General features: G+C 42.3%; 16 protein-coding genes, 2 tRNA genes and 3 rRNA genes. 19 read left to right on the top strand and 2 right to left on the bottom strand.

Annotated features, from left to right (window positions below):
• The first annotated feature begins 2 nt into the window (after window positions 1–2).
• The 19 genes from tsf (at window position 3) to rrf (ending at window position 20,240) form a co-directional block, all read left to right on the top strand.
• Entirely contained in the window at window positions 3–902 is a 900-nt protein-coding gene (gene tsf / locus AAHH40_RS04545; RefSeq protein WP_342219501.1) for a translation elongation factor Ts, read from the top strand.
• Window positions 903–1,084: 182 nt separating this feature from the next.
• Window positions 1,085–2,377 (top strand): ankyrin repeat domain-containing protein, encoded by a 1,293-nt coding sequence (locus tag AAHH40_RS04540; protein ID WP_342219500.1) that lies wholly within the window; start codon window positions 1,085–1,087, stop codon window positions 2,375–2,377.
• 85 nt (window positions 2,378–2,462) lie between these two features.
• Window positions 2,463–3,194: a UMP kinase gene (gene pyrH / locus AAHH40_RS04535; RefSeq protein WP_342219499.1), complete on the top strand. Its 732-nt coding sequence runs from the start codon at window positions 2,463–2,465 to the stop codon at window positions 3,192–3,194.
• A complete protein-coding gene (gene frr / locus AAHH40_RS04530; protein WP_342219498.1) occupies window positions 3,191–3,751 on the top strand; it encodes a ribosome recycling factor in 561 nt (186 codons plus the stop codon). Before pyrH ends, frr begins: the two co-directional genes overlap by 4 nt.
• A 12-nt stretch (window positions 3,752–3,763) precedes the next feature.
• Window positions 3,764–4,516, top strand: coding sequence for an isoprenyl transferase (locus tag AAHH40_RS04525; protein WP_342219497.1), 753 nt, complete (start codon window positions 3,764–3,766; stop codon window positions 4,514–4,516).
• Complete coding sequence (locus tag AAHH40_RS04520; protein WP_342219496.1) at window positions 4,509–5,312, top strand: phosphatidate cytidylyltransferase; 804 nt, start codon at window positions 4,509–4,511, stop codon at window positions 5,310–5,312. The genes AAHH40_RS04525 and AAHH40_RS04520 overlap by 8 nt, the downstream gene beginning before the upstream one ends.
• Entirely contained in the window at window positions 5,309–6,532 is a 1,224-nt protein-coding gene (gene ispC, locus AAHH40_RS04515) for a 1-deoxy-D-xylulose-5-phosphate reductoisomerase (RefSeq protein ID WP_342219495.1), read from the top strand. Before AAHH40_RS04520 ends, ispC begins: the two co-directional genes overlap by 4 nt.
• Window positions 6,533–6,603: 71 nt before the next feature.
• On the top strand, window positions 6,604–8,955 hold the full coding sequence (gene bamA / locus AAHH40_RS04510; RefSeq protein WP_342219494.1) for an outer membrane protein assembly factor BamA: 2,352 nt from the start codon (window positions 6,604–6,606) through the stop codon (window positions 8,953–8,955).
• A 25-nt stretch (window positions 8,956–8,980) separates the two neighbouring features.
• Complete coding sequence (locus AAHH40_RS04505) at window positions 8,981–9,490, top strand: OmpH family outer membrane protein (RefSeq protein ID WP_342219493.1); 510 nt, start codon at window positions 8,981–8,983, stop codon at window positions 9,488–9,490.
• Between the two features lie 203 nt (window positions 9,491–9,693).
• The gene (lpxD, locus tag AAHH40_RS04500; protein ID WP_342219492.1) at window positions 9,694–10,728 is read left to right on the top strand and encodes a UDP-3-O-(3-hydroxymyristoyl)glucosamine N-acyltransferase; all 1,035 of its coding nucleotides are present in this window, start codon (window positions 9,694–9,696) and stop codon (window positions 10,726–10,728) included.
• A gap of 27 nt (window positions 10,729–10,755) precedes the next feature.
• Window positions 10,756–11,199 carry a 3-hydroxyacyl-ACP dehydratase FabZ gene (gene fabZ / locus AAHH40_RS04495; RefSeq protein ID WP_425287953.1) on the top strand — a complete coding sequence of 148 codons (444 nt, stop codon included), beginning with the start codon at window positions 10,756–10,758 and terminating at the stop codon, window positions 11,197–11,199.
• A gap of 1 nt (window position 11,200) precedes the next feature.
• Entirely contained in the window at window positions 11,201–11,974 is a 774-nt protein-coding gene (lpxA, locus tag AAHH40_RS04490) for an acyl-ACP--UDP-N-acetylglucosamine O-acyltransferase (RefSeq protein WP_425287979.1), read from the top strand.
• Entirely contained in the window at window positions 11,958–13,124 is a 1,167-nt protein-coding gene (lpxB, locus tag AAHH40_RS04485; protein WP_342219490.1) for a lipid-A-disaccharide synthase, read from the top strand. The genes lpxA and lpxB overlap by 17 nt, the downstream gene beginning before the upstream one ends.
• A 57-nt stretch (window positions 13,125–13,181) precedes the next feature.
• Entirely contained in the window at window positions 13,182–13,778 is a 597-nt protein-coding gene (gene rnhB / locus AAHH40_RS04480) for a ribonuclease HII (protein ID WP_342219489.1), read from the top strand.
• 606 nt (window positions 13,779–14,384) lie between these two features.
• Window positions 14,385–15,945, top strand: a 16S ribosomal RNA gene (locus AAHH40_RS04475).
• A 351-nt stretch (window positions 15,946–16,296) separates the two neighbouring features.
• A tRNA-Ile gene (locus AAHH40_RS04470) sits at window positions 16,297–16,373 on the top strand.
• A gap of 18 nt (window positions 16,374–16,391) precedes the next feature.
• Window positions 16,392–16,467, top strand: a tRNA-Ala gene (locus tag AAHH40_RS04465).
• A 312-nt stretch (window positions 16,468–16,779) separates the two neighbouring features.
• Window positions 16,780–19,900 (top strand): 23S ribosomal RNA (locus tag AAHH40_RS04460).
• Window positions 19,901–20,124: 224 nt separating this feature from the next.
• A 5S ribosomal RNA gene (rrf, locus tag AAHH40_RS04455) occupies window positions 20,125–20,240 on the top strand.
• The 16S, 23S and 5S rRNA genes sit together here with 2 tRNA genes alongside, the layout of an rRNA operon.
• Window positions 20,241–20,522: 282 nt before the next feature.
• On the opposite strand, the gene AAHH40_RS04450 is transcribed toward rrf, so the two are convergent.
• Entirely contained in the window at window positions 20,523–20,813 is a 291-nt protein-coding gene (locus AAHH40_RS04450) for a hypothetical protein (protein WP_342219488.1), read from the bottom strand.
• On the bottom strand, window positions 20,806–22,284 hold the full coding sequence (locus AAHH40_RS04445; RefSeq protein ID WP_342219487.1) for a hypothetical protein: 1,479 nt from the start codon (window positions 22,282–22,284) through the stop codon (window positions 20,806–20,808). The genes AAHH40_RS04450 and AAHH40_RS04445 overlap by 8 nt, the downstream gene beginning before the upstream one ends.
• Window position 22,285 lies beyond the last annotated feature (1 nt).

Here is a 22,285-nt window from a genome sequence, read left to right as displayed (position 1 = left end):
ACATGACGCCAACAATAATAACGGCCGCCATGGTTCAAGCTTTACGTGCTCGAACCGGGGCAGGCATGATGGATTGCAAAAAGGCTTTAGAGTCCGTGGGCGGTGATCTGGATGCGGCGGTTAAGGCAATGCGTGAATCCGGTCAAATTCAAGCGGAGAAAAAGTCCGGGCGTGTCGCCGCTGAAGGTTTGGTTGTGATTAAATCAAAATCAGCGCTAGGTCCTGCCGTCATTTTAGAAGTCAATTGCGAGACGGATTTTGTCGCGCGCGATGAAAATTTCAAACAATTTGCTGAGAAAGTTGCACAATGTGCACTGGATCATCAGATTGCCAGCATAGCATCTTTGTTAGCGTATATATGTGCTGATAGCGGCGAGAGTGTAGAAAAAACTCGCGAAGGCTTGGTCGCAAAATTGGGCGAAAATATTCAGTTAAGACGTTTACAGCTTGTTACAGAGCAGGCCGATATTGTTCTGGGATCCTATGTGCATATGGGCCGTATTGGCGTTATTGTGCAATTAAAAGGCGGCGACGAACCATTAGCTAAAGATTTAGCTTTACATATTATTGCTAATAATCCCATGGTTATCTCAGCAGATGATATTGCTGAGCAAATTTTGGCGAAAGAGCGCGAAATTATTATGACGCAATCTCAGGGCAGTGGTAAACCCCAAGCGGTTATCGATAAGATGGTAGAAGGACGACTGAATAAATTCCGTGATGAAATGAGTTTATTAGGGCAAACGTTTGTAAAAGATCCCGATATTCGAGTCGGACAGTTATTAAAAAATGCAGGAGCAGAGGTCATAAGCTTTGTGCGGTTTGCTGTCGGTGAAGGGATAGAAAAACCCAGCGAAGATTTCGCTGAAGCAGTGATGGCGCAAGTTAAAGACGCTTCTTAATCTTTATGTTTATCGTCTTGCGAGTATGTTTATCGTCATAGCGAGCGCGTAAAACATTAGTTGTCATTGCGAGCACCGTAGGTGCGCGGCAATCTCATAGATGGCCACGCTCACTTCGTGAGCTCGCCATGACGGCGGTGCGAGTGGGAGTGTGCGACAATCAAAATAAAAGGAATTAATGTATGCCGAACAATAATATCATTTCTCCAGAACAAAGAAAAAAATGTATTCGCTTTTTAGTGGCGGCAGCCACGGGAAATTTAACGCAAGTTAAGGATCTGTGTGATGAATATACGTTGAATGCAAGCAACTCGAAAGGTAATACGGCTTTACATTTAGCATCCGAAAATAATCACGATGACATCCTAAAATTCCTTTTCCGTCAACCCAACATCAATCTTCATCAAGCCAATATAGCAGGCAAAAAAACCGTTGATATTATTGCGCATTTATCAACAGCAGCGCTATGGCAAAAAATGTTAACCATGGAGAAAAATATAGTACAAGGCTCAGTATTCTTTCAAAAAAATCAACTTAAAAAAAATTATGCTTTTGAACTTAATACCGAAAATATTAGTAATCAATCATTAACCATCGACGACTTATCTCAGATCAATGCTTATGTTAAGCAAGCGCTTCCTTACGGTGCTCCTAATTGGGATCAAGAGCAATTTCCTCATCAACAAATGCCCCCTGCCTCGCGATGGAAAAAAAAGGATGCCGATTATTATCGTATTGATGTTTTACAAGACATCCTGTTAAGCATACAAAAGAAAATTGCTGAAGAATTGCACGATACTGTTTCGCGTTTACTTGCTTTTCGAATAGTACATAGCTCCTTAGCGGAAGTTCTACAGGTCGGCCGTTGTGATGAACAGGTCGCAGTGGCATTTAATCAACTGTTATTTACTGAGAAAAAAGGTCGCTTGCAATGGATACAAGCGATTAATTTACGCGAGGTGGGCGGCCAGAACTTTATTATTATCGATAAAGAAGGCGGGGAAAAACCCGAAACGTGGAAAAGTGGCCTATTGATTGATCCGATGGATGACAGAGTGGAGTCTCTACAAGAAAGTGCGCCGAAGTTAATGGAACATTTAGTAAGAATTATATCTCAGCCCGATACAGAACAAATTAAGTTAATTGATCATATAACCTTATGTTTGCCTTTTAAAGCGAAGCATCATGCTTCGTTAGCGGAAAATTTAGCCAGAATTATCTGCTCAGTACGAATTTTTTTTGAATCTAGTTGGCATTTGATTTGGCCAGAAATGAAAAAAGAGTATCCACGTTTAAAAGAGAAAAACGTAAAAACTTGGCTGGAAGAAGTTTGGAAGCTATTAGATAAAAACGTAGACATCCATGCCGCTATGGTCAATAAACTGCAACTTGATGAAATACAAAATTCGCTCACTCGTCTCGAACAACGTTTCGAAGTCTTAAATACCGAAACACACGCGTTGGCATTAGCTTAGATTAAGCAGATAAAAATGAGTGACCGACTAGAAACACTGCGCTGCATAGGTTATCATCCCATCTCTTTAAACCTATTATTTTCTCATGGCACATCCATTAAAATATCGACGTGTTTTGCTTAAGCTCAGTGGAGAAGCGCTCCATGGAGAAAGCTCGCAAATGCTGGATCCAGTAGAGCTTAACCGTATTGTATCCGACATTGTTGCTGCGGTGGATTTAGGTGTGCAAATAGGCATCGTGATTGGTGGTGGTAATCTTTTCCGTGGCGAAGTCTTAGCACGCAGCGGTATTGATAGAATTACCGGCGATCAAATGGGTATGTTAGGCACCGTTATCAATGCATTGGCGTTACGTGACTCACTTGAGAAGCACAAAAAAATAGCCAAAATCATGTCAGCGATTCCCATCGGTGGCTTCGCACCGCTTTTTGAACGCTACAAGGCCATACGTTATTTAGAAAAAGGCTATGTGGTTATCTTTGCCGGCGGTACTGGGAATCCTTTAGTTAGTACAGATTCTGCCGCGAGTTTACGTGGTATCGAGATCGGCGCCGAATTATTGCTCAAGGCCACGCATGTTGATGGTGTATACAGCGCTGATCCCAAAAAAGATCCCAAAGCCGTGTTATATTCTCATGTGAGCTATGAAAAGGCATTAGAACAAGAATTAGGTATCATGGACTTAGCGGCATTTACACAATGTCGTGATCATGATTTACCGATACTGGTATTTAATATTAAATGTAAAAACGCATTATTAAATATTTTACAAGGCAAAAGTAAAGGTACATTAGTGAGTAAGAGGAATTTAGTATGATAGGAACGATAAAATTAACAACTGAACAAGGTATGCAAAAAGCATTGGAAGCTTTAAAAATTAACCTAGCTAAGTTACGAACCGGCAGGGCTCATCCGAGTTTACTAGAGCAATTACGCATTCCCCAATATGGTGGTCAAGAAGTCCCATTGAATCATGTTGCTAGTATTACCGTCGCTGATGCACGAACCTTATTGGTTACGCCTTGGGAAAAATCGTCTATTCCCACCATCGAAAAAGCCATTATTCAGTCTAATTTAGGTTTGAATCCTTTAACCGCAGGCAATGTTATTCGTGTTCCTTTAGCGATGCTAACCGAAGAACGTCGCCGCGATATGAGTAAGTTAGTCAAACAAGAAGCCGAGGATGCACGCGTATCGATTCGTAATTATCGTCAAGATGCCAATCATCAACTTAAAGAATTGCTTAAGAAAAAGCTCATCACTGAAGATGAAGAACGTCGCGCCAAAGACATGATACAAAAAATGACCGATCAGAATATCACCGAAGTAGAAAAGCTAGCAAAGACCAAAGAAGAAGAGTTAATGCAAATTTAATCTCACCATTCTATGTCAACTCCAGACAAAGTTCATGAACTAAAACGTCCTCGCCATATCGCTATCATTATGGATGGAAATGGTCGTTGGGCGAAGCATCGTCATTTACCTCGGGTGTTAGGCCATCAAGAAGGCGTAAAAGCGGTTCGTAAGGTGATTAAACTCTGTGGTGAAATCGGCATTGAAGTACTTACCTTATTTGCCTTTAGCAGTGAAAATTGGCAACGTCCTGAACAAGAAGTTAATTATTTAATGACGTTATTTCTGAATACCTTGAAAAACGAAATCGATAAGTTAGCTAAGAATAATGTGCAATTAAGAATGGTGGGTAATTTGGAAGGTTTTAATCAGCCGCTACGTGAATGGATCGATAAGTCTCAGGCTTTAACGGCTAAAAATACCGGTCTGCAGTTGGTGATTGCGGTAAATTATAGTGGTCAATGGGATATTGTTCAGGCTGCGCAGAAGATCGTAAATGAAGTTAAGTCAGGCGCGTTGGAAACTGAAATATTAACTCGGGAAATATTTGCTAATTATGTAAGTTTAGCTGATTTGCCAGGCGTGGATCTGTTAATTCGCACCAGTGGCGAATATCGAATTAGTAATTTTTTACTTTGGCAATTAGCTTATACTGAACTGTATTTTAGTGATATTTTATGGCCGGATTTCGATGAACAAGAACTGAATAAGGCTTTGAATTTTTATGCGCAACGAGAACGGCGATTTGGATGCACGAGTGAACAACTTGCGGAAATAAATGCTTAAACTTAGAATTTTAACAGCACTAATACTGATTCCTTTAGTTATAATTGGAATTTTTTATACATCAGAATTTTATTTCAAACTGTTTACCGCGGCTATTATGTTATTAGCGGCTTGGGAATGGTCACGTTTGAGTGCTTGGCAGAATTTGCCGCAGCGATTTTTATATATAGGTGTGCAAGCGGCGATCTTATTTCTTATTTTACCTTATTTATCCTACGACTGGCTTTTGAAAGGTGGCTTGGTTTTTTGGTTATTGTTAAGCGCTTATTTAATTTGGGCAGGCAGCAAACCTTTACTGCCGATGATCAGTCCTGCAATCACAGCTGGCTTAGGTTGGCTAATCATTAGCTTATGTTGGGTGGCGTTACAAAAACTGCAAATGACACCTGTTTATTTATTATTTATGCTGTTGATTATTTGGTTAGCCGACACAGCGGCGTTTGTCAGTGGTCGTTTATGGGGACAGCATCTTTTAGCGCCGACCTTGAGTCCAAAAAAAACCTGGGAAGGTTTTATTATCGGGTTATTGTTTACTTTTTTTGCGGCGATGCTGATGTTTTATTTTTTCCGAGGAGTTAAACCCACACTGGGTCAAATGTGTTTATTGGTATTATTGACGAGTTTAGCGGCAGTGGCTGGGGATTTATTTGAAAGCCAATTAAAACGACTACGAGGTTTAAAAGATAGTGGTCAATTATTACCCGGTCATGGTGGAATTTTGGATCGGATTGATAGCTTATTGGCTGCAGCTCCCGTGTTTACAGGATCTTTATTACTGCTCGGTTTAGTAACATGAAATCTTTAACTATTTTAGGTGCAACGGGGTCGATAGGTGTGAATACCTTGGATGTTATCAGCGAACATCCAACGCTTTTCAATGTGATTGCCTTAACCGCGCACTACAACATTGATTTATTATTTCAACAATGTCTGAAATTTAATCCTACCTATGCAGTGGTTGGCAGTGAAAATTTAAGTCAAAATCTTCAGCAACGTTTGTGTGCAGAGTCTTCAAAAACGGAAGTATTATTTGGTAGGGATGCTTTAGCTTTTGTTGCCAGTCTCGATGACGTGGATACGGTGATGGCCGCCATTGTGGGTGCCGCAGGATTATTACCGACTTTAGCCGCTATTAAGGCCAAGAAGCAAGTACTACTGGCGAACAAAGAAGCTTTAGTGATGGCGGGTCCTCTATTTATAGAAGAAGCGCAACGAGCGCAAACTACGCTAGTACCCGTAGATAGTGAACATAATGCTATTTTTCAGTGTTTACATGGACAAGTTTCGCCAGGTAGCACGTGTAAGAGTCTTGCGAAAGTTATTTTGACTGCGTCAGGCGGCGCTTTGCGACATAAACCATTAGAGCAATTGCAAGCGACTACACCCGCACAGGCCTGTCAACATCCCAATTGGCGTATGGGACGCAAAATTAGCGTTGATTCGGCGACGCTCATGAATAAGGGTTTTGAAGTCATAGAAGCCTATTTTTTGTTTGGCCTTACACTCTCGCAAATTGAAGTGGTGTTACATCCACAGAGTATTGTGCATTCATTAGTAGAATATTTAGATGGATCGCTGTTGGCACAATTAGGCAGCCCTGATATGCGTATTCCTATCTCACATGCCTTGGCTTTTCCAGAACGAATTAATAATTCTGCGGCTACTTTAGACTTATTAAAAGTTGCACGCTTGGATTTTTTAGCGATTGACGAAAAACGCTATCCCTGCTTAAGCTTAGCCTATCAGGCGTTGCGTATCGGTGGGACAGCAACAACCATACTGAATGCTGCGAATGAAATTGCTGTACAAGCATTTTTGGATGGCAAAATCTATTTTACTGATATTGCCAAGCTCAATCAGGATGTATTGGAAAAAATCCATTCACGACCCGTTTCTAATCTCAGTATTATCTTGGAGGATGATAATTTAGCTCGTGAGATTGCTAAAGAGATGATTTTAAAGCATTATAGCGCTTCAGAAACGAAAATAGTGCGAAGAGAATCAGTCATCCATTAAGAATGTGTCATAAAGGCTAGAGTTTTTTGACTTTTTTATAGCGATCTTTTTTTGGCTAAAAAATAACGACTATGTTGCGACTTATATCGAGAGTTTTTTTAGTAGGATCGTTATCGATCATTTTTTTCCTCGCTTTGCCCGCGCAAGCTTTTACTGTTAATCGGATCGAGATCGACGGTCTACAGGGCATCAGTCGTGATACAGCACTCAGTTATTTGCCGGTTAGAACCGGTCAATCTTTTCAATCCTATCAATCATCTAGTGTCATCAATGCGCTGTATGCGACCGGATTTTTTAGTAATGTCACCTTAGAAGAGCAAGGTAATACCTTGATTATACGAGTGGTGGAAAGACCAACCATCAGTGAAGTTGATATTACCGGTAATAAAGAAATTCCTAAGGATAAATTAAAACAAATTGTTAAAAAAATTGGTTTAGTTCGCGGCCGCTTATTTGATCAAGCCACTTTAGATCGTTTTATTGCGCAGCTGCGGTCACAGTATGACAGTATGGGTAAATATTCGGCGCGCGTCACACCAACCGTCACGCCATTGCCCAATAACCGAGTATCGGTGCGTATTGTTATTTCTGAAGGTCTCACCGTAGAAATTGCCGATATTTCTATCGTCGGTAATCATGTTTTTAGTGAGAGAAAATTACGTGGTGCCTTACCATTGGGTACGCACCATTTTTGGTCATTTTTTACTAATAGTGATCAATATAGTCAGGATCGATTATCCGCCACGTTAGATGCCTTACAATCCTATTATATGGATCGGGGTTATCTTAAATTTAAAATAGATTCTACGCAGGCGAGCTTAACGCCCGATAGGAAACATGTTTATCTTATTATCCATGTCACTGAAGGATCTATATACAAATTGAGTGGTTATCAATTCACAGGAAATGCCGTAGTTTCGCAAACTAAATTACACAAGCTTTTAGTTCCTTTACAATGTGGTCAGATATTTTCGCGTGAAAAAATTGTAGCAGCAGAGCAGGGTATTAAAAAAGCGCTGGGTGATTTTGGTTATATATTTGCAACGGTAAATACCGTCCCGCAAGTCGATGAGGAAAATAAAACCGTCTTTTTAACCTTCTATGTTGATCCGGGTAATCGTGTGTATGTACGACACATTAATATTGCCGGTAATCTAAAAACTCAAGATTTGGTGTTTCGGCGTCTGTTGCGTCAACAAGAGGCGAGTCTGATTTCAGAATCCGATATGAAGGCGTCGATAAGACAACTTAATCTCAGCGGTTTTCTTGAAGGGGAGCCACAGTTAACGCCAATACCTATTGCTGGGTATACCGATCAAGTGGATCTCGATGTCAATATAAATGAAGCGCATGCAGCGCAGGCTTTATTCAGTTTGGGCTATGGTACCAACGGACCCGTAGTTGGCGCATCCTTAAATCAAAATAATGTTTTCGGAACCGGGAATCAATTAGGTTTGAATTTTAACAATACCCGCGCAGCCACTATTTATAGTATTAGTTATAACAATCCTTATTACACCTTAGATGGTATACAACGCGGATATGATCTGTTCTATCAGCGATCGACACCCGGTGATCTGAATACCACGACCTATAATACGAATACCTATGGTGGCGATATCCATTATAGTATTCCTTTTGATGAACGCGGGGATACTTTACAGATTCAAGGCGGTTTACAAAAACTGCAACTCAATTTGCCACCGACTAATCAACAATCGCTAGAAGTGCAAAAATTTGTCACGCAACATGGTGTACAATTCAACCAGTTTTTATTCACGCTGGGTTGGTCACGCAATAGCTTAGATCGATTGATATTTCCTAAAAGTGGGATTTTTCAAACTGCCAGCGTCCAACTTGCCTTACCGGTTGGCGGTCAACCTTTATACTATTATAAAGGGAATTACTCGGGTATTGGTTATTTGCCTTTCAAGCATAATTTTATTCTGCAAAGTCGTCTAAGCTTAGGTTATGGTAATGGTTTTGCCTCTACGACTGGATTGCCTTTCTTCACCAATTATTACGCGGGTGGTATCGGCACCGATGGTCAGGTGAGAGGCTACGAAATCAGTTCTTTGGGACCTAGAGATACCAATGGTTATCCTCTAGGGGGTAATGTGATGACAGTCGGTAGCTTAGCTTTAATTGTACCCAATCCGGTCTCTGATAAATTAAGAACCAGTATTTTTGTCGATGCAGGTAATACTTATTCCACTCTAGGCATTACTCGAGTGAATCCGCCACCTCCTATTGTTAGGGGCGGGACAGGCTCGGGACCGCTGCGTTATTCCACTGGAATAGATGTGGATTGGCGAGTTCCGGTTTTTAATGTAACATTAAGCTTTAGCATAGCGAAGGCTATGAATCCTCAACCAGGCGATCAAACCCAAGTTTTCCAGTTTAATATTGGAACAGGTTTTTAATTTTAGCTTATTTAAGGAGCTGATAATGAACAAAGTTTGCTTAGTATCTATCGTGACGTTAATGACAGGTCTATTGGCCGTATCGGCTCAGGCAGAGGAAGTGAAATTAGCTGTCGTTGATATGCAAGTGGTATTACAAAAAGCTCCACAGATTGCCAAAATTAATGATGCATTAACTCGTCAATTTAAAGGTCGGCAAGATAGTATCGTCAAAGAGCAAAACCAATTACGCAAAGAAGCTGAAAATTTACAAAAAAATGCAGCAGTCATGAAAGCGGCGGATCGAAGTGCCTTAGAAAATAAGCTCATGACCGATGAGAATAAGGTTAAATCGATGGTTGCCTCTTTTCAAAGTGATTTATCTAAACAACAAAGTGAATCATTACATAGTTTTAGCCAGCAACTAGATAGTGTAGTGAGTAAAGTAGCTGCGCAATCGGGTTATGATTTAGTCATTCAAAAAGGTAGCACCTTATATGCTAAAAATAATCTGGATATAACACAGCAAATTTTAGAGGCACTAAAAAGAGCTTAATTAATACTCTTCGCTTTAAAAAAGCCCGTCATGGCGAGCGAAACGTCAGTGAGCGTGGCCATCTATGGATTGGATTGCCGCGCACCTACGGTGCTCGCAATGACGAGAGTTTACTACGTGCTCGCAATGACGGTTAATATTTTATACGCTCGCAATGACGAAAAATTCTTGACTACAGGCTGAAACAAAAAATAGAGTTAGGTATGCAGCGTCGACATACATTACAAGAAATTGCCGATTTAATCGATGCGGATTTGAAAGGCAATCCGAGTTGTTCGATCAGCGGAATTATGGCGTTGCAAAGCGCACAGCCGGGGCAAATTTCTTTTTTAGATAATAAACGTTATCTGAAATATCTTACTTCTACGCAAGCTTCAGCGGTTATTCTACGTGCGGAAAGTTTAAAACATGCTCCGAATAATGCCTTAGTCGTTGCTGATCCTTATCTTGCATTTGCTAAAGTAGCTAAATTATTTGAGCGAGTGCCGCAGGTCATAGTCGAAATTCATCCGACCGCCGTTATTGGCAGAGATTGTCATATTCATCCTAGCGTAAGCATAGCCCCCTACGTGGTAATAGGCGCTAACACGCGCTTAGCTGAGGGCGTGGTAATAGGTGCCGCGTGTGTGATCGGTGAAAGTGTTGTTATTGGTGCCCATACGCGTTTAGCTTCGCATGTCAGTGTCTGTGCAGATACACAAATAGGCGAACGAGTGATTATTCACAATGGTACCGTTATTGGTAGTGATGGCTTTGGTTTAGCAAAAGAAAATAATAAATGGGTTAAGATCCCTCAATTAGGGAAAGTGCAAATAGGTCATGATGTAGAAATCGGCGCTAATGTCAGTATCGATCGTGGTGCGCTGGATGATACGATCATCGGTGATGGTGTGAAATTGGATAATCAAATACAGGTAGGTCATAACGTTACGATTGGCGAAAACACAGCTATTGCAGGATGCACAGGTATTGCCGGAAGTACGCATATTGGTAAAAATTGTATGATTGGTGGAGGAGTTTGTATCAATGGGCATATAGAAATTGTGGATAATGTGTATATTACTGGCATGTCGAGTGTCGTACATTCTATCCGACATCCTGGAATTTATTCTTCCACACATTCCATTCAACCACACCGAGAATGGCAAAAAAATAGTGTCAGGTTTCGTCAGTTGGATCAGTTAGCTAAAAGATTGCGAAAAACGGAAGCATTAGTTAATAATAAATCGAGCGATTAATAGAAAAAATAGTAGTAGGTAAGCATTATGAGCGACATTATGGATATCCAAGAAATACTATCTTATTTACCGCAGCGTTATCCTATTTTAATGATCGATAAAGTCATTTCAATAGTACCCGGTAAATCGATAGTGGCGATAAAAAATGTAACCGTTAATGAGCCCTATTTCTTAGGCCATTTTCCTGGTAATCCTATTATGCCAGGCGTCCTTATTCTAGAAGCTATGGCGCAAGCAACAGGTATACTCGCTTTACATGCGAATAGAGAACGTAAAGAAGGTTTTTTATATCTTTTTGCAGGCATTGATAATGCGCGCTTTAAACGACCGGTAGTTCCTGGCGATCAATTACTGATCGAAGCAGAAGTATTAAAAGTCAAAGGTAATATTTGGAAATGTAAAGTCACTGCAAAAGTAGACAATGAATTAGTCTGTGAGGCAGAACTCATGGGTGCTGGGAGAAAATGCTAACATGATAGATGCGCTGGCTATTGTTGATCCTGCGGCTAAGTTAGGTCCCAATGTTAGTGTAGGGCCCTGGAGTTATGTTGGACCTGACGTAGAGGTAGGTCCTAATACTATCATTGGATCCCATGTTGTATTGAAAGGGCCCACGCGTTTAGGTGCACATAACAAAATTTATTCTTTTTCATCGGTCGGTGATGATCCGCAAGATAAAAAATATCAAGGAGAAAAAACCTACCTAGAAATAGGTGATCATAATGTTATTCGCGAGTATTGCACGATTAATCGTGGTACTGCGCAAGATAAAAGTTTAACTAAAATTGGTCACCATAATCTTTTCATGGTCGGTTCTCACATTGCGCATGATTGTGTGATTGGTGATCATGCTATTTTTGTTAATAATGTGGCGTTAGCGGGTCATGTGACCATCGGAGATTATGCCATCTTAGGTGCTTATAGCGCGGTGCATCAGTTTTGTCATATTGGTGATCATAGTTTTATAGCAGCATCAAGTATGGTACGGCAAAATGTTTTACCTTATATTTTGGTTGAAGGCGGACATGAAGCCCGCGCTTGTGGTCTTAACAAAGAAGGTCTAAGAAGAAGTGGTTTCAGCGATGAAGCGATTAGTATTTTACGTTGTGCGTATAAACTCATTTTTCGTAAAAATTTAACCGTGGAACAAGCCTTAGAAGAATTAAAACCTTTAGAACTCAATTCTCCTCCGGTAAGACTCATGGCACAAGCACTTAAAAATTCTGAACGTGGCATCATTCGTTAAACTTCCACTTCGTATTGGCATCGTGGTGGGTGAGACCTCAGGCGATTTGCTGGCTGCGGATCTGTGTAAAGAATTAAAACGCCGACAAATCCCATTTACTGTTTTTGGGATTACGGGCCCAGAACTTCAGCGCCAAGGTGCGCATTCTCTATTTCCCATGGAGCGTTTGTCTGTGATGGGTTTGGGTGAAATCCTGAAACAGTTGCCACAGCTATTGCGTTGCCGTCGGGAAATCACTGAATATTTTATTTCACACCCACCGGACGTGTTTATTGGTGTTGATGCACCTGAATTTAATCTAGATTTAGAAAAAAATTTAAAAAGGCATGGTATACGCACGATACATTATGTTAGTCCGAGTGTTTGGGCCTGGCGTCGCTGGCGATTAAAAAAAATTGCAAAAGCGGTCGACTTGATGTTATGCCTTTTTCCATTTGAAAAGCATTTTTATGAGGAACATAACATTCCCGTGCAATTTGTCGGCCATCCCAGTGCTGATGAAATTCCATTCATTACCGATAGTTTAGCTGCACGTAAAACCTTAGGCTTGCCCGAGTCTGCATCCATTGTTGCGATACTTCCTGGAAGTCGACGTAATGAAATTAATTATTTAGGAGAATTATTGCTTCAAACTGCACAACGTTGTTATCAACAAGACCCTAAGCTTGTTTTTGTCATTGCCATGGTCAATCAAGCAAGGGAGCAGCAATTTCTTCAGTTGGTCAAACAAATAACACCTAATCTTCCTTTGCATATAATACGCGGTCAGTCTCGTCACGTCATGGCGGCGGCTAATGTGATATTGTTAGCTTCTGGTACAGCCACCTTAGAAGCGATGCTACTAAAAAAACCGATGGTGGTCGCTTATAGGATGAGTAAACTTTCTTATTGGATGGCAAAACTTTTAATTAAAGTTGATTATATTGCCTTACCTAATTTATTAGCTAAGAAATTATTGGTTCCGGAATTTATTCAAGAAAAAGCTAGCGTTGATAATTTATCCCAAGCAGTATTTTATTATTTGAACAATCCAGATATTGTGAGTAAACTAGAAAAAGAATTTTTAGTACTCCATCAACAACTACGTTGTCATGCAAGTAAACAAGCAGTGGATGCAGTATTGAAAATTTTAAACACACGCCACTTCTAATGAAATAGTTTTCTGTAGATGTGATTTAATTTTTTTGATTCCATAAGTTTTGTTCTCATGGAAAAGCGTTCAAGTGCGAAGAGTATAGCGGGTGTTGATGAAGCGGGGCGTGGCCCCTTGGCCGGTCCAGTGTTTGCAGCAGCGGTTATTTTGGATGACAAAAAATCAATTGCAGGTTTAGCCGACTCGAAACAGTTAAGCGCAAAAAAACGCGAATACCTCGCCAAAAAAATTCAAGAAAAAGCAAAGGCATGGGCGATAGGTCGTGCTGAAGTGGAAGAAATCGATCGCTTAAATATTTTTCATGCAAGTTTGCTGGCTATGCAACGTGCTGTGTGTGCTTTAGCGTTAATACCGAGCTTAGTCTTAGTCGATGGTAAACATTGCCCTAAGCTAAATTATCCGACCGAAGCTATTATTAAAGGCGATGAGAAAGTTGCGGTCATTAGTGCGGCTTCTATCTTAGCCAAGGTTCACCGTGATGCCTGCATGGTCTTGTTAGATGCTGAATATTCAGGCTACGGATTAGCACAACACAAAGGCTACACTACGCAGCAACATTTATTAGCCTTAAAAAAATTAGGACCTAGTCCAATTCATCGCCGTTCTTTTGCGCCTGTCCGACAATCAGCTTTCGTCATTGCGAGCGCGTAGTAAACTCTCGTCATTGCGAGCGCGTAGCGCGCGGCAATCTAAAAATTACAATTATACCAAAACTGGATGGCCACGCTCATTGCATTCGCTCGCCATGACGTTTTTCTACAACTGTTTAATTCAATTCGTAAAACTTCTGATAATGTTTTGTAAAATAGTTATATAAATATTTAAATTAGCATTAATAGTGGTTAATTTTATTACTGAATAATGGTATAATGGGCCGTATTCTACGGTATAAAAGCAAATAAATTTCTTTAGATAGAAAACTTATTTCAAGCGGCTTGGTTTTTGTAACAAAATAGTTAAAAAATTTTTTAGCGCTTGACAGAAAAAATGTATGATGTAGAATTCGCGAGCTCTTGAGTTTTCGGCTTGAGGGAAAGGATAAAAGCTTAGAAGGGTTTAGGCTAAAAGCTAAACAACGACTAAGAAAAATCTTAAAGAAGTTCATTAACAAAGTAGATGCAGTAAGCAAAGTGTGTGGGCGCTTGGCAAGAGCCGATATGAGGGCTATTAGAAGAAATTTTGATAGTTATAAGTATTAGCAAACCGAGCGCTGAGATTGTGAGAGATCATAATTTGAGTGAGACGGGATTAAACAAAAAAGTGAAGAGTTTGATCCTGGCTCAGATTGAACGCTGGCGGTATGCCTAACACATGCAAGTCGAACGGCAGCACAGTAAAGATTTCGGTCTTTATGGGTGGCGAGTGGCGGACGGGTGAGTAACGCGTAGGAATCTGTCCTGGAGCGTGGGATAACCCGAGGAAACTCGGGCTAATACCACATGATATCGAGAGATCAAAAGCAGGGGACCGAAAGGCCTTGCGCTCTGGGGTGAGCCTACGTCGGATTAGCTAGTTGGTGGGGTAAAGGCCTACCAAGGCGACGATCCGTAGCTGGTCTGAGAGGATGACCAGCCACACTGGGACTGAGACACGGCCCAGACTCCTACGGGAGGCAGCAGTGGGGAATCTTGGACAATGGGGGAAACCCTGATCCAGCGATACCGCGTGTGTGAAGAAGGCCTTCGGGTTGTAAAGCACTTTAGGTGGGGAAGAAAGGTAGTGAGCGAATAACTCATTGCTATGACGGTACCCGCAGAATAAGCACCGGCTAACTCTGTGCCAGCAGCCGCGGTAATACAGAGGGTGCAAGCGTTAATCAGAATGACTGGGCGTAAAGGGCGTGTAGGTGGTTGACTAGGTTTGATGTGAAATCCCCGGGCTTAACCTGGGAATTGCGTCGAAAACGGGTCGACTTGAGTGAGATAGAGGGTTGTGGAATTTCCGGTGTAGCGGTGAAATGCGTAGATATCGGAAAGAACATCAGTGGCGAAGGCGACAACCTGGATCTTAACTGACACTGAGGCGCGAAGGCGTGGGGAGCAAACAGGATTAGATACCCTGGTAGTCCACGCAGTAAACGATGAGAACTGGCTGTGATGTGTAGGGAGCAATCTCTGCATGACGTAGCGAAGCTAACGCGTTAAGTTCTCCGCCTGGGGAGTACGGCCGCAAGGTTAAAACTCAAAGGAATTGACGGGGGCCCGCACAAGCGGTGGAGCATGTGGTTTAATTCGATGCAACCCGAAGAACCTTACCTACCCTTGACATCCTTGGAAGAAGGCAGAGATGCCTTTGTGCCGAAAGGAACCAAGAGACAGGTGCTGCATGGCTGTCGTCAGCTCGTGTCGTGAGATGTTGGGTTAAGTCCCGTAACGAGCGCAACCCTTATCCTTTATTGCCAACAGGTTATGCTGGGAACTTAAGGGAGACTGCCGGTGATAAACCGGAGGAAGGTGGGGACGACGTCAAGTCATCATGGCCTTTATGGGTAGGGCTACACACGTGCTACAATGGGGCGTACAGAGGGAAGCCAACCCGCGAGGGGGAGCCAATCCTTTAAAACGTCTCGTAGTCCGGATTGGAGTCTGCAACTCGACTCCATGAAGTTGGAATCGCTAGTAATCGCGAATCAGCAAGTCGCGGTGAATACGTTCTCGGGCCTTGTACACACCGCCCGTCACACCATGGGAGTGGGTTCTACCAGAAGGCGGTAGATTAACCTCGCAAGAGGGGATCGCCGACCACGGTAAGATTCATGACTGGGGTGAAGTCGTAACAAGGTAGCCGTAGGGGAACCTGCGGCTGGATCACCTCCTTATGAAAATAAGATAATAAACCCTACGCCCAGCGCCCACACACATTGCTTGCTTTTAAAGAATATAAAACCTTCATTGCGAGTTCCATAGGAGAGCGCAGCAATCCAGATAATTACTAGATTGCCGCGCGCTACGCGCTCGCAATGACGATGTAGAAATAACAGAACTAAAGAAGCGAAGAATTTTAAACTTGGTTTGTTAAGCCGAGTGAACTGAATTATCGGGCCAAGTATTTTGTTTTAGTTCGAGGCGGACGCGCTTTGAGAAGCGGAGTGTACTGGAAGGTACATGAGCATTCGAAAAGCAAGTCCAACGAAGAAATAAAATAAAAGACGAAGGCCTTAAAAGATTAAGGGTCTGTAGCTCAGTTGGTTAGAGCACACGCTTGATAAGCGTGGGGTCGGTGGTTCAAGTCCACCCAGACCCACCAGCTTAAGAACTAGAACGAGGGGCCATAGCTCAGCTGGGAGAGCATCGGCTTTGCAAGCCGAGGGTCGTCGGTTCGATCCCGACTGGCTCCACCAAGAATACAGGCCCAGAAAGAATTTAGAGAATATAAGGAAGAGAAGGAAAAAATAATAAGAAGCCAGGAAGGTAAAAGGAGATCGTAGTCGTCTTTGGCGGCTATAGAGAAGTTCATTAACAAAACAGAAATCTGTAAGAAGGCGCGAAGATATAAAAGAAGTAAAATTTTTTTATGATCTTCCAAGAATGAAATAATGAAGTTGTTGTAAAACAATTTCAGGGTATGTTGCATTCAGCGAAAAGAACCAGAAAGAGAGGGATCCAACGAGTCAAAGCTTGCAAGCTTTTAAGAGTAACGAGTTGGGTTCTCAAATCAAGTAAAGAAGCGCAGAAGGTGAATGCCTTGGCAGTCGAAGGCGAAGAAAGACGTGGAAGCCTGCGAAAAGCTTCGGGGAGTTGGCAAACAAGCTTTGATCCGGAGATATCTGAATGGGGAAACCCGATCTATTTTATATAGGTCATTGTTAACTGAATACATAGGTTAACAAAGCGGACCGAGGGAACTGAAACATCTAAGTACCTCGAGGAAAAGAAATCAAATGAGATTCTGCAAGTAGCGGCGAGCGAACGTGGAAGAGCCTTCACGAGCTAGTTAATAGGTTAGCCAAAAGGTCTGGAAAGGCCTGCCATAGAGGGTGAAAGCCCCGTCGGCGAAAATCTGTTAATGAGACTAAGCGTGAAAACAAGTAGGGCGGGACACGAGAAATCCTGTTTGAAGATGGGGGGACCATCCTCCAAGGCTAAATACTCTCGACTGACCGATAGTGAACCAGTACCGTGAGGGAAAGGCGAAAAGAACCCCGGTGAGGGGAGTGAAATAGAACCTGAAACCGTCTGCGTACAAGCAGTAGGAGCTCCGCACTTAAATTACTTTGTAGACCAGTTAATAGAGATATGAAACTGAAAAATAAAGAAGACTATTAGGGTAATAATAAAAAATAAGATTGAAGATTATTGTCTTAGATAGTACACAGAGTAATTAAAGTGCGGAGTGACTGCGTACCTTTTGTATAATGGGTCAGCGAGTGACTTTTAGTGGCAAGCTTAACCGAATAGGGTAGGCGAAGGGAAACCGAGTCTGAATAGGGCGTTGAGTCGCTAGGAGTCGACCCGAAACCGAGCGAGCTAGCCATGTCCAGGGTGAAGCTTGGGTAACACTAAGTGGAGGCCCGAACCCACATCTGTTGCAAAAGATGGGGATGAGGTGTGGCTAGGAGTGAAAGGCTAAACAAGCTCGGAGATAGCTGGTTCTCCTCGAAAGCTATTGAGGTAGCGCCTCGTGTTAACGACTAGGGGGTAGAGCACTGTTTCGGTAAGGGGGTCATCCCGACTTACTGAGCCGATGCAAACTTCGAATACCTAGTTCGTGATGCACGGGAGACACACGGCGGGTGCTAACGTCCGTCGTGAAAAGGGAAACAACCCAGATCACCTGCTAAAGTCCCAAAAGTTAGGTTAAGTGTGAAACGTAGTGGAAAGGTTTAAACAGCCAGGAGGTTGGCTTAGAAGCAGCCATCCTTTAAAGAAAGCGTAATAGCTCACTGGTCGAATCGGTCTGCGCGGAAGAATGAACGGGGCTCAAACCTAATACTGAAGCAGTGAATGTCATTGATTTACGAATCGATGATGTGGTAGAGGAGCGTTCGGTAAGCCGTTGAAGGTGACCTGTAAAGGTTGCTGGAGGTATCCGAAGTGCGAATGCTGACATGAGTAACGATAATGCGGGTGAAAACCCCGCACGCCGAAAGTCCCAGGATTCCTGCGCAACGGTAATCGACGCAGGGTGAGTCGGCCCCTAAGGCGAGGCGGAAACGCGTAGTCGATGGGAAACAGGTTAAAATTCCTGTACTTTTATAGACTGTGATGGGAGGACGAAGAAGGCTAGATTAGCCGGAGACTGGTAGTTCCGGTTTAAGCGTGTAGAGAGAATCTCTAGGAAAATCCGGAGGTTCATTAATCTCGAGGCGTGATGACGAGTTGTTAACCTCGGTTAACGATGAAGTAATTGATGCCCTGCTTCCAGGAAAACTCTCTAAACTTCAGGTCTATAGGAACCGTACCGCAAACCGACACAGGTGGACAGGTAGAGAATACTAAGGCGATGAGATAACTTGGGTGAAGGAACTAGGCAAATTGGCACCGTAACTTCGGGAGAAGGTGCACCTTTTTTGGTGATTGGGTTTACCCCAAAAGCTGAGGGAGGTTGAAATAATCAGGTGGTTGCGACTGTTTACCAAAAACACAGCACTCTGCGAACTCGAAAGAGGAAGTATAGGGTGTGACGCCTGCCCGGTGCCGGAAGGTTAATTGAAGTGGTTAACTTGCGCTGAGATGGCTTTTGAAATTGAATTAGAGAGAAGAATAATTCGAAGAGAAAGATCAAAAGTCATGTCAGCGCAGGTGAAGCTGCGGATCGAAGCCCCGGTAAACGGCGGCCGTAACTATAACGGTCCTAAGGTAGCGAAATTCCTTGTCGGGTAAGTTCCGACCTGCACGAATGGCGTAACGACAGCCACACTGTCTCCACCCAAGGCTCAGTGAAATTGAAATCGCTGTGAAGATGCAGCGTACCCGCGGCAAGACGGAAAGACCCCGTGCACCTTTACTACAGCTTTACACTGGACTTTGAATTTAACTGTGTAGAATAGGTGGGAGGCGTTGAAGCGAGTTCGCTAGAATTCGTGGAGCCGAGAAGTGAAATACCACCCTGTTAAAGTTGAAGTTCTAACCTAGGGCCCTGAACGGGCTTGGGGACAGTGTATGGTGGGTAGTTTGACTGGGGCGGTCTCCTCCTAAAGAGTAACGGAGGAGCACGAAGGTACCCTCAGCGCGGTCGGACATCGCGCATTGCGTGTAATGGCACAAGGGTGCTTGACTGCGAGACAAACACGTCGAGCAGGTGCGAAAGCAGGTCATAGTGATCCGGTGGTTCCGAATGGAAGGGCCATCGCTTAACGAATAAAAGGTACGCCGGGGATAACAGGCTGATACCGCCCAAGAGTTCATATCGACGGCGGTGTTTGGCACCTCGATGTCGGCTCATCACATCCTGGGGCTGAAGCAGGTCCCAAGGGTATGGCTGTTCGCCATTTAAAGTGGTACGCGAGCTGGGTTCAGAACGTCGTGAGACAGTTCGGTCCCTATCTGCCGTGGGCGCTGGAGATTTGAGAGGAGCTACGCCTAGTACGAGAGGACCGGCGTGGAGGTACCGCTGGTGGTCCGGTTGTTTCGCCAGAAGCATAGCCGGGTAGCTACGTACCGACAGGATAACCGCTGAAAGCATCTAAGCGGGAAGCCTCCCTCAAGATAAGATCTCCCGAGGATTTATTCCTCCTAAAGGTCCGTTGAAGACGACGACGTAGATAGGTGGGGTGTGTAAGTGCAGCAATGTATTGAGCTAACCCATACTAATTGACCGTGAGGCTTGATTTGAGAATCCAACTGGTTATTCTTAGTGAATACACTGGATACACTGAATCAGCATATCCAACACTTTTTACAGATTTTTTGTTTTAATAAGCATTATTTAAGAATTATTTTCGTCATTGCGAGGGTATAGAAACCCTCGTCATTGCGAGCACCGAAGGTGCGCGGCAATCCAACTAGATGGCCACGCTCACTAACGTGAGCTCGCCATGACGGAAATTAAAAGAATGCCTGGCGACCTTAGCGAGTAGGTCCCACCTGATCCCATTCCGAACTCAGACGTGAAACTACTCTGCGCCAATGATACTTTGGGGTTCCCCCATGGGAAAGTAGGGCATCGCCAGGCTACTGTATAGCACCAAAAAACCCGCTTTCCGCGGGTTTTTTCTTTATAATCGGCGTCTTTTTATTTACTTCTTTGTTGAAAGATCGACGTCATGGCAAGCTCACGTTAGTGAGCGTGGCCATCTAGTTGGATTGCCGCGCGTTTAGCGCTCGCAATGACGATCTGCACTCTCAGCGCTCGCAATGACGATCTACATTTTCAGTGTTCGCAATGGACGAGCTGCACTCTCAGTGCACGCAATGACGTAGATAATCATTATTGCTAAATTAAAAATAGTAAAATTTAAAATTTAAATATATTCATACTTCCACCTGCCAATCCGATTGAAAAGTTAAATTCATCAGGGAAATCTTGTCTAAATTTTTGCTTAAAAAAATTAGCGTAAACCTTTGTGTCTGTTGTATCTAAATTTCTGTTGCTAGCAGAATTTGTTTCGGTGTTTTCAGCGGTGCTGCCATAGGAAGAGTTTCCAGAGGTGCAGGTAAGTGGTATGGTTTCTTGTTGTTGCGGCATAGAGTTCCTCTTCTTGTTTACAAATAATTGAAAATATTTATTCCATGGTTGATTAGGCATAATGCAGTTTCGAAACAGTTTCTGCTTCTGCTTGTGATGTTTCCAGAGCATTTAAATGCGTGAGCGTAAAAGCATATTTTTCGTTATCGGCGAGTCGAATTCCATACGGACGTTGACAATAAAATAATGGATACCAGTTTTTAGGATGCGCTAATTCAATAAATTTACTATAAACAGCCTGTGTTAGTAATTCAATTATAAGTGATTGTTGAGTTTTACAAATATCGGAAATTTTACGATTGTTACCATGTGACTTTTCCAATACATATTCTACGTAGATTTCTCTTGCTGCTTCAATTTCTCTAACGGGTATCGATGAAAAGCGAGGTATTTTTTTTATTAATTCATCCCAGTGGATTATTATTTCATTAATTTTAGGGTCGCTAGTTTGATCTAATTGAGAACCGATTTTCATGAAAAAATTGGATTTTGACGCACGTAAGCTGCCGCTGCCGGCAAAAAATTCGTAATCCATAAAGTAAGCCAAATCTGAAAAGTCTTGCACTGTTTTCTTATCGCCAATATAGCAACAGGGTACGCCTAATTCTTGGGCAATAGTGTGTGCATGTGCTAATCCTACTAACAATAAAAATTTAGGATGATGCTGCTTAAATTGTAATGCTTCGATGCTTCTTATCATACAAGCATTTCCTACCTTGAGCCGATGTTCTTTATCCAATATTTGCTCAGTTTGATTGAGAAAATTTAACGAATTAACATCGCAGGCTTGAATAGCAATCCCGTGGTTTCTTGCCGCTAATAACAATTTTCCAAAATGCTTAAGAAAAGTTTTATCCTGGTAAAGCTTACTCGCTCCTTTTTTTAATTCACTGATGATAAGTCTATGATCAGATTTCTTCTTATTAAAATCTTCAAGTAAGGGCGAAAAAACGCGGTAAGGTAGCTCTAGATAAAGAATTTTTATTTCTTGAAATTTACAGGTGAGTAGTAAACTAATGAGTTCAGCATAAGAGGAGGTATCATTATGGACATGTCCGAGTACCAAACCCGAATTACACGTTAAAATTTGCTGTATCGCAAAGCTTGAGCTTACAATTCCATTGAATAGCGGAAGATTTTTACTATTTTTACTTTCATAAGTCCTTATGCTTTGTGAGAATAAAAATCCATTATCACCTAACATCAGCGCTTCTGCTTCAGAAGTTGCAAACTTTAAATTTTTAAAAAAATCACTACAAAGCTTATCGAGACCGATTTTTTTACTAATTGTTACTAGGGCAGCTTGGGAGTGTTTAACGCATTCTGTCTCCAATAATCGAGTATTTTTATTATAATGAAAAAATAATTTTTCTTGTTGCCAAATCTTTTCATTGGTATTATCGATAGAGATAGGTTTTGATTTTTTTTGATTTACTGTTAAATGGATACACAATTGATTAAATAAAATGCAGGTTAACTGTTCTTCTTGAAGTGGCGTCAGTCCCTCTAAAAATGCGGCATAATGCTTCATT

Source organism: Rickettsiella endosymbiont of Miltochrista miniata, assembly GCF_964031245.1.
Classification (GTDB): Bacteria; Pseudomonadota; Gammaproteobacteria; order Diplorickettsiales; family Diplorickettsiaceae; genus Aquirickettsiella.
The sequence above is the reverse complement of the archived record's forward strand: the minus strand, read 5'-3'. Positions and strand labels throughout refer to the sequence as shown.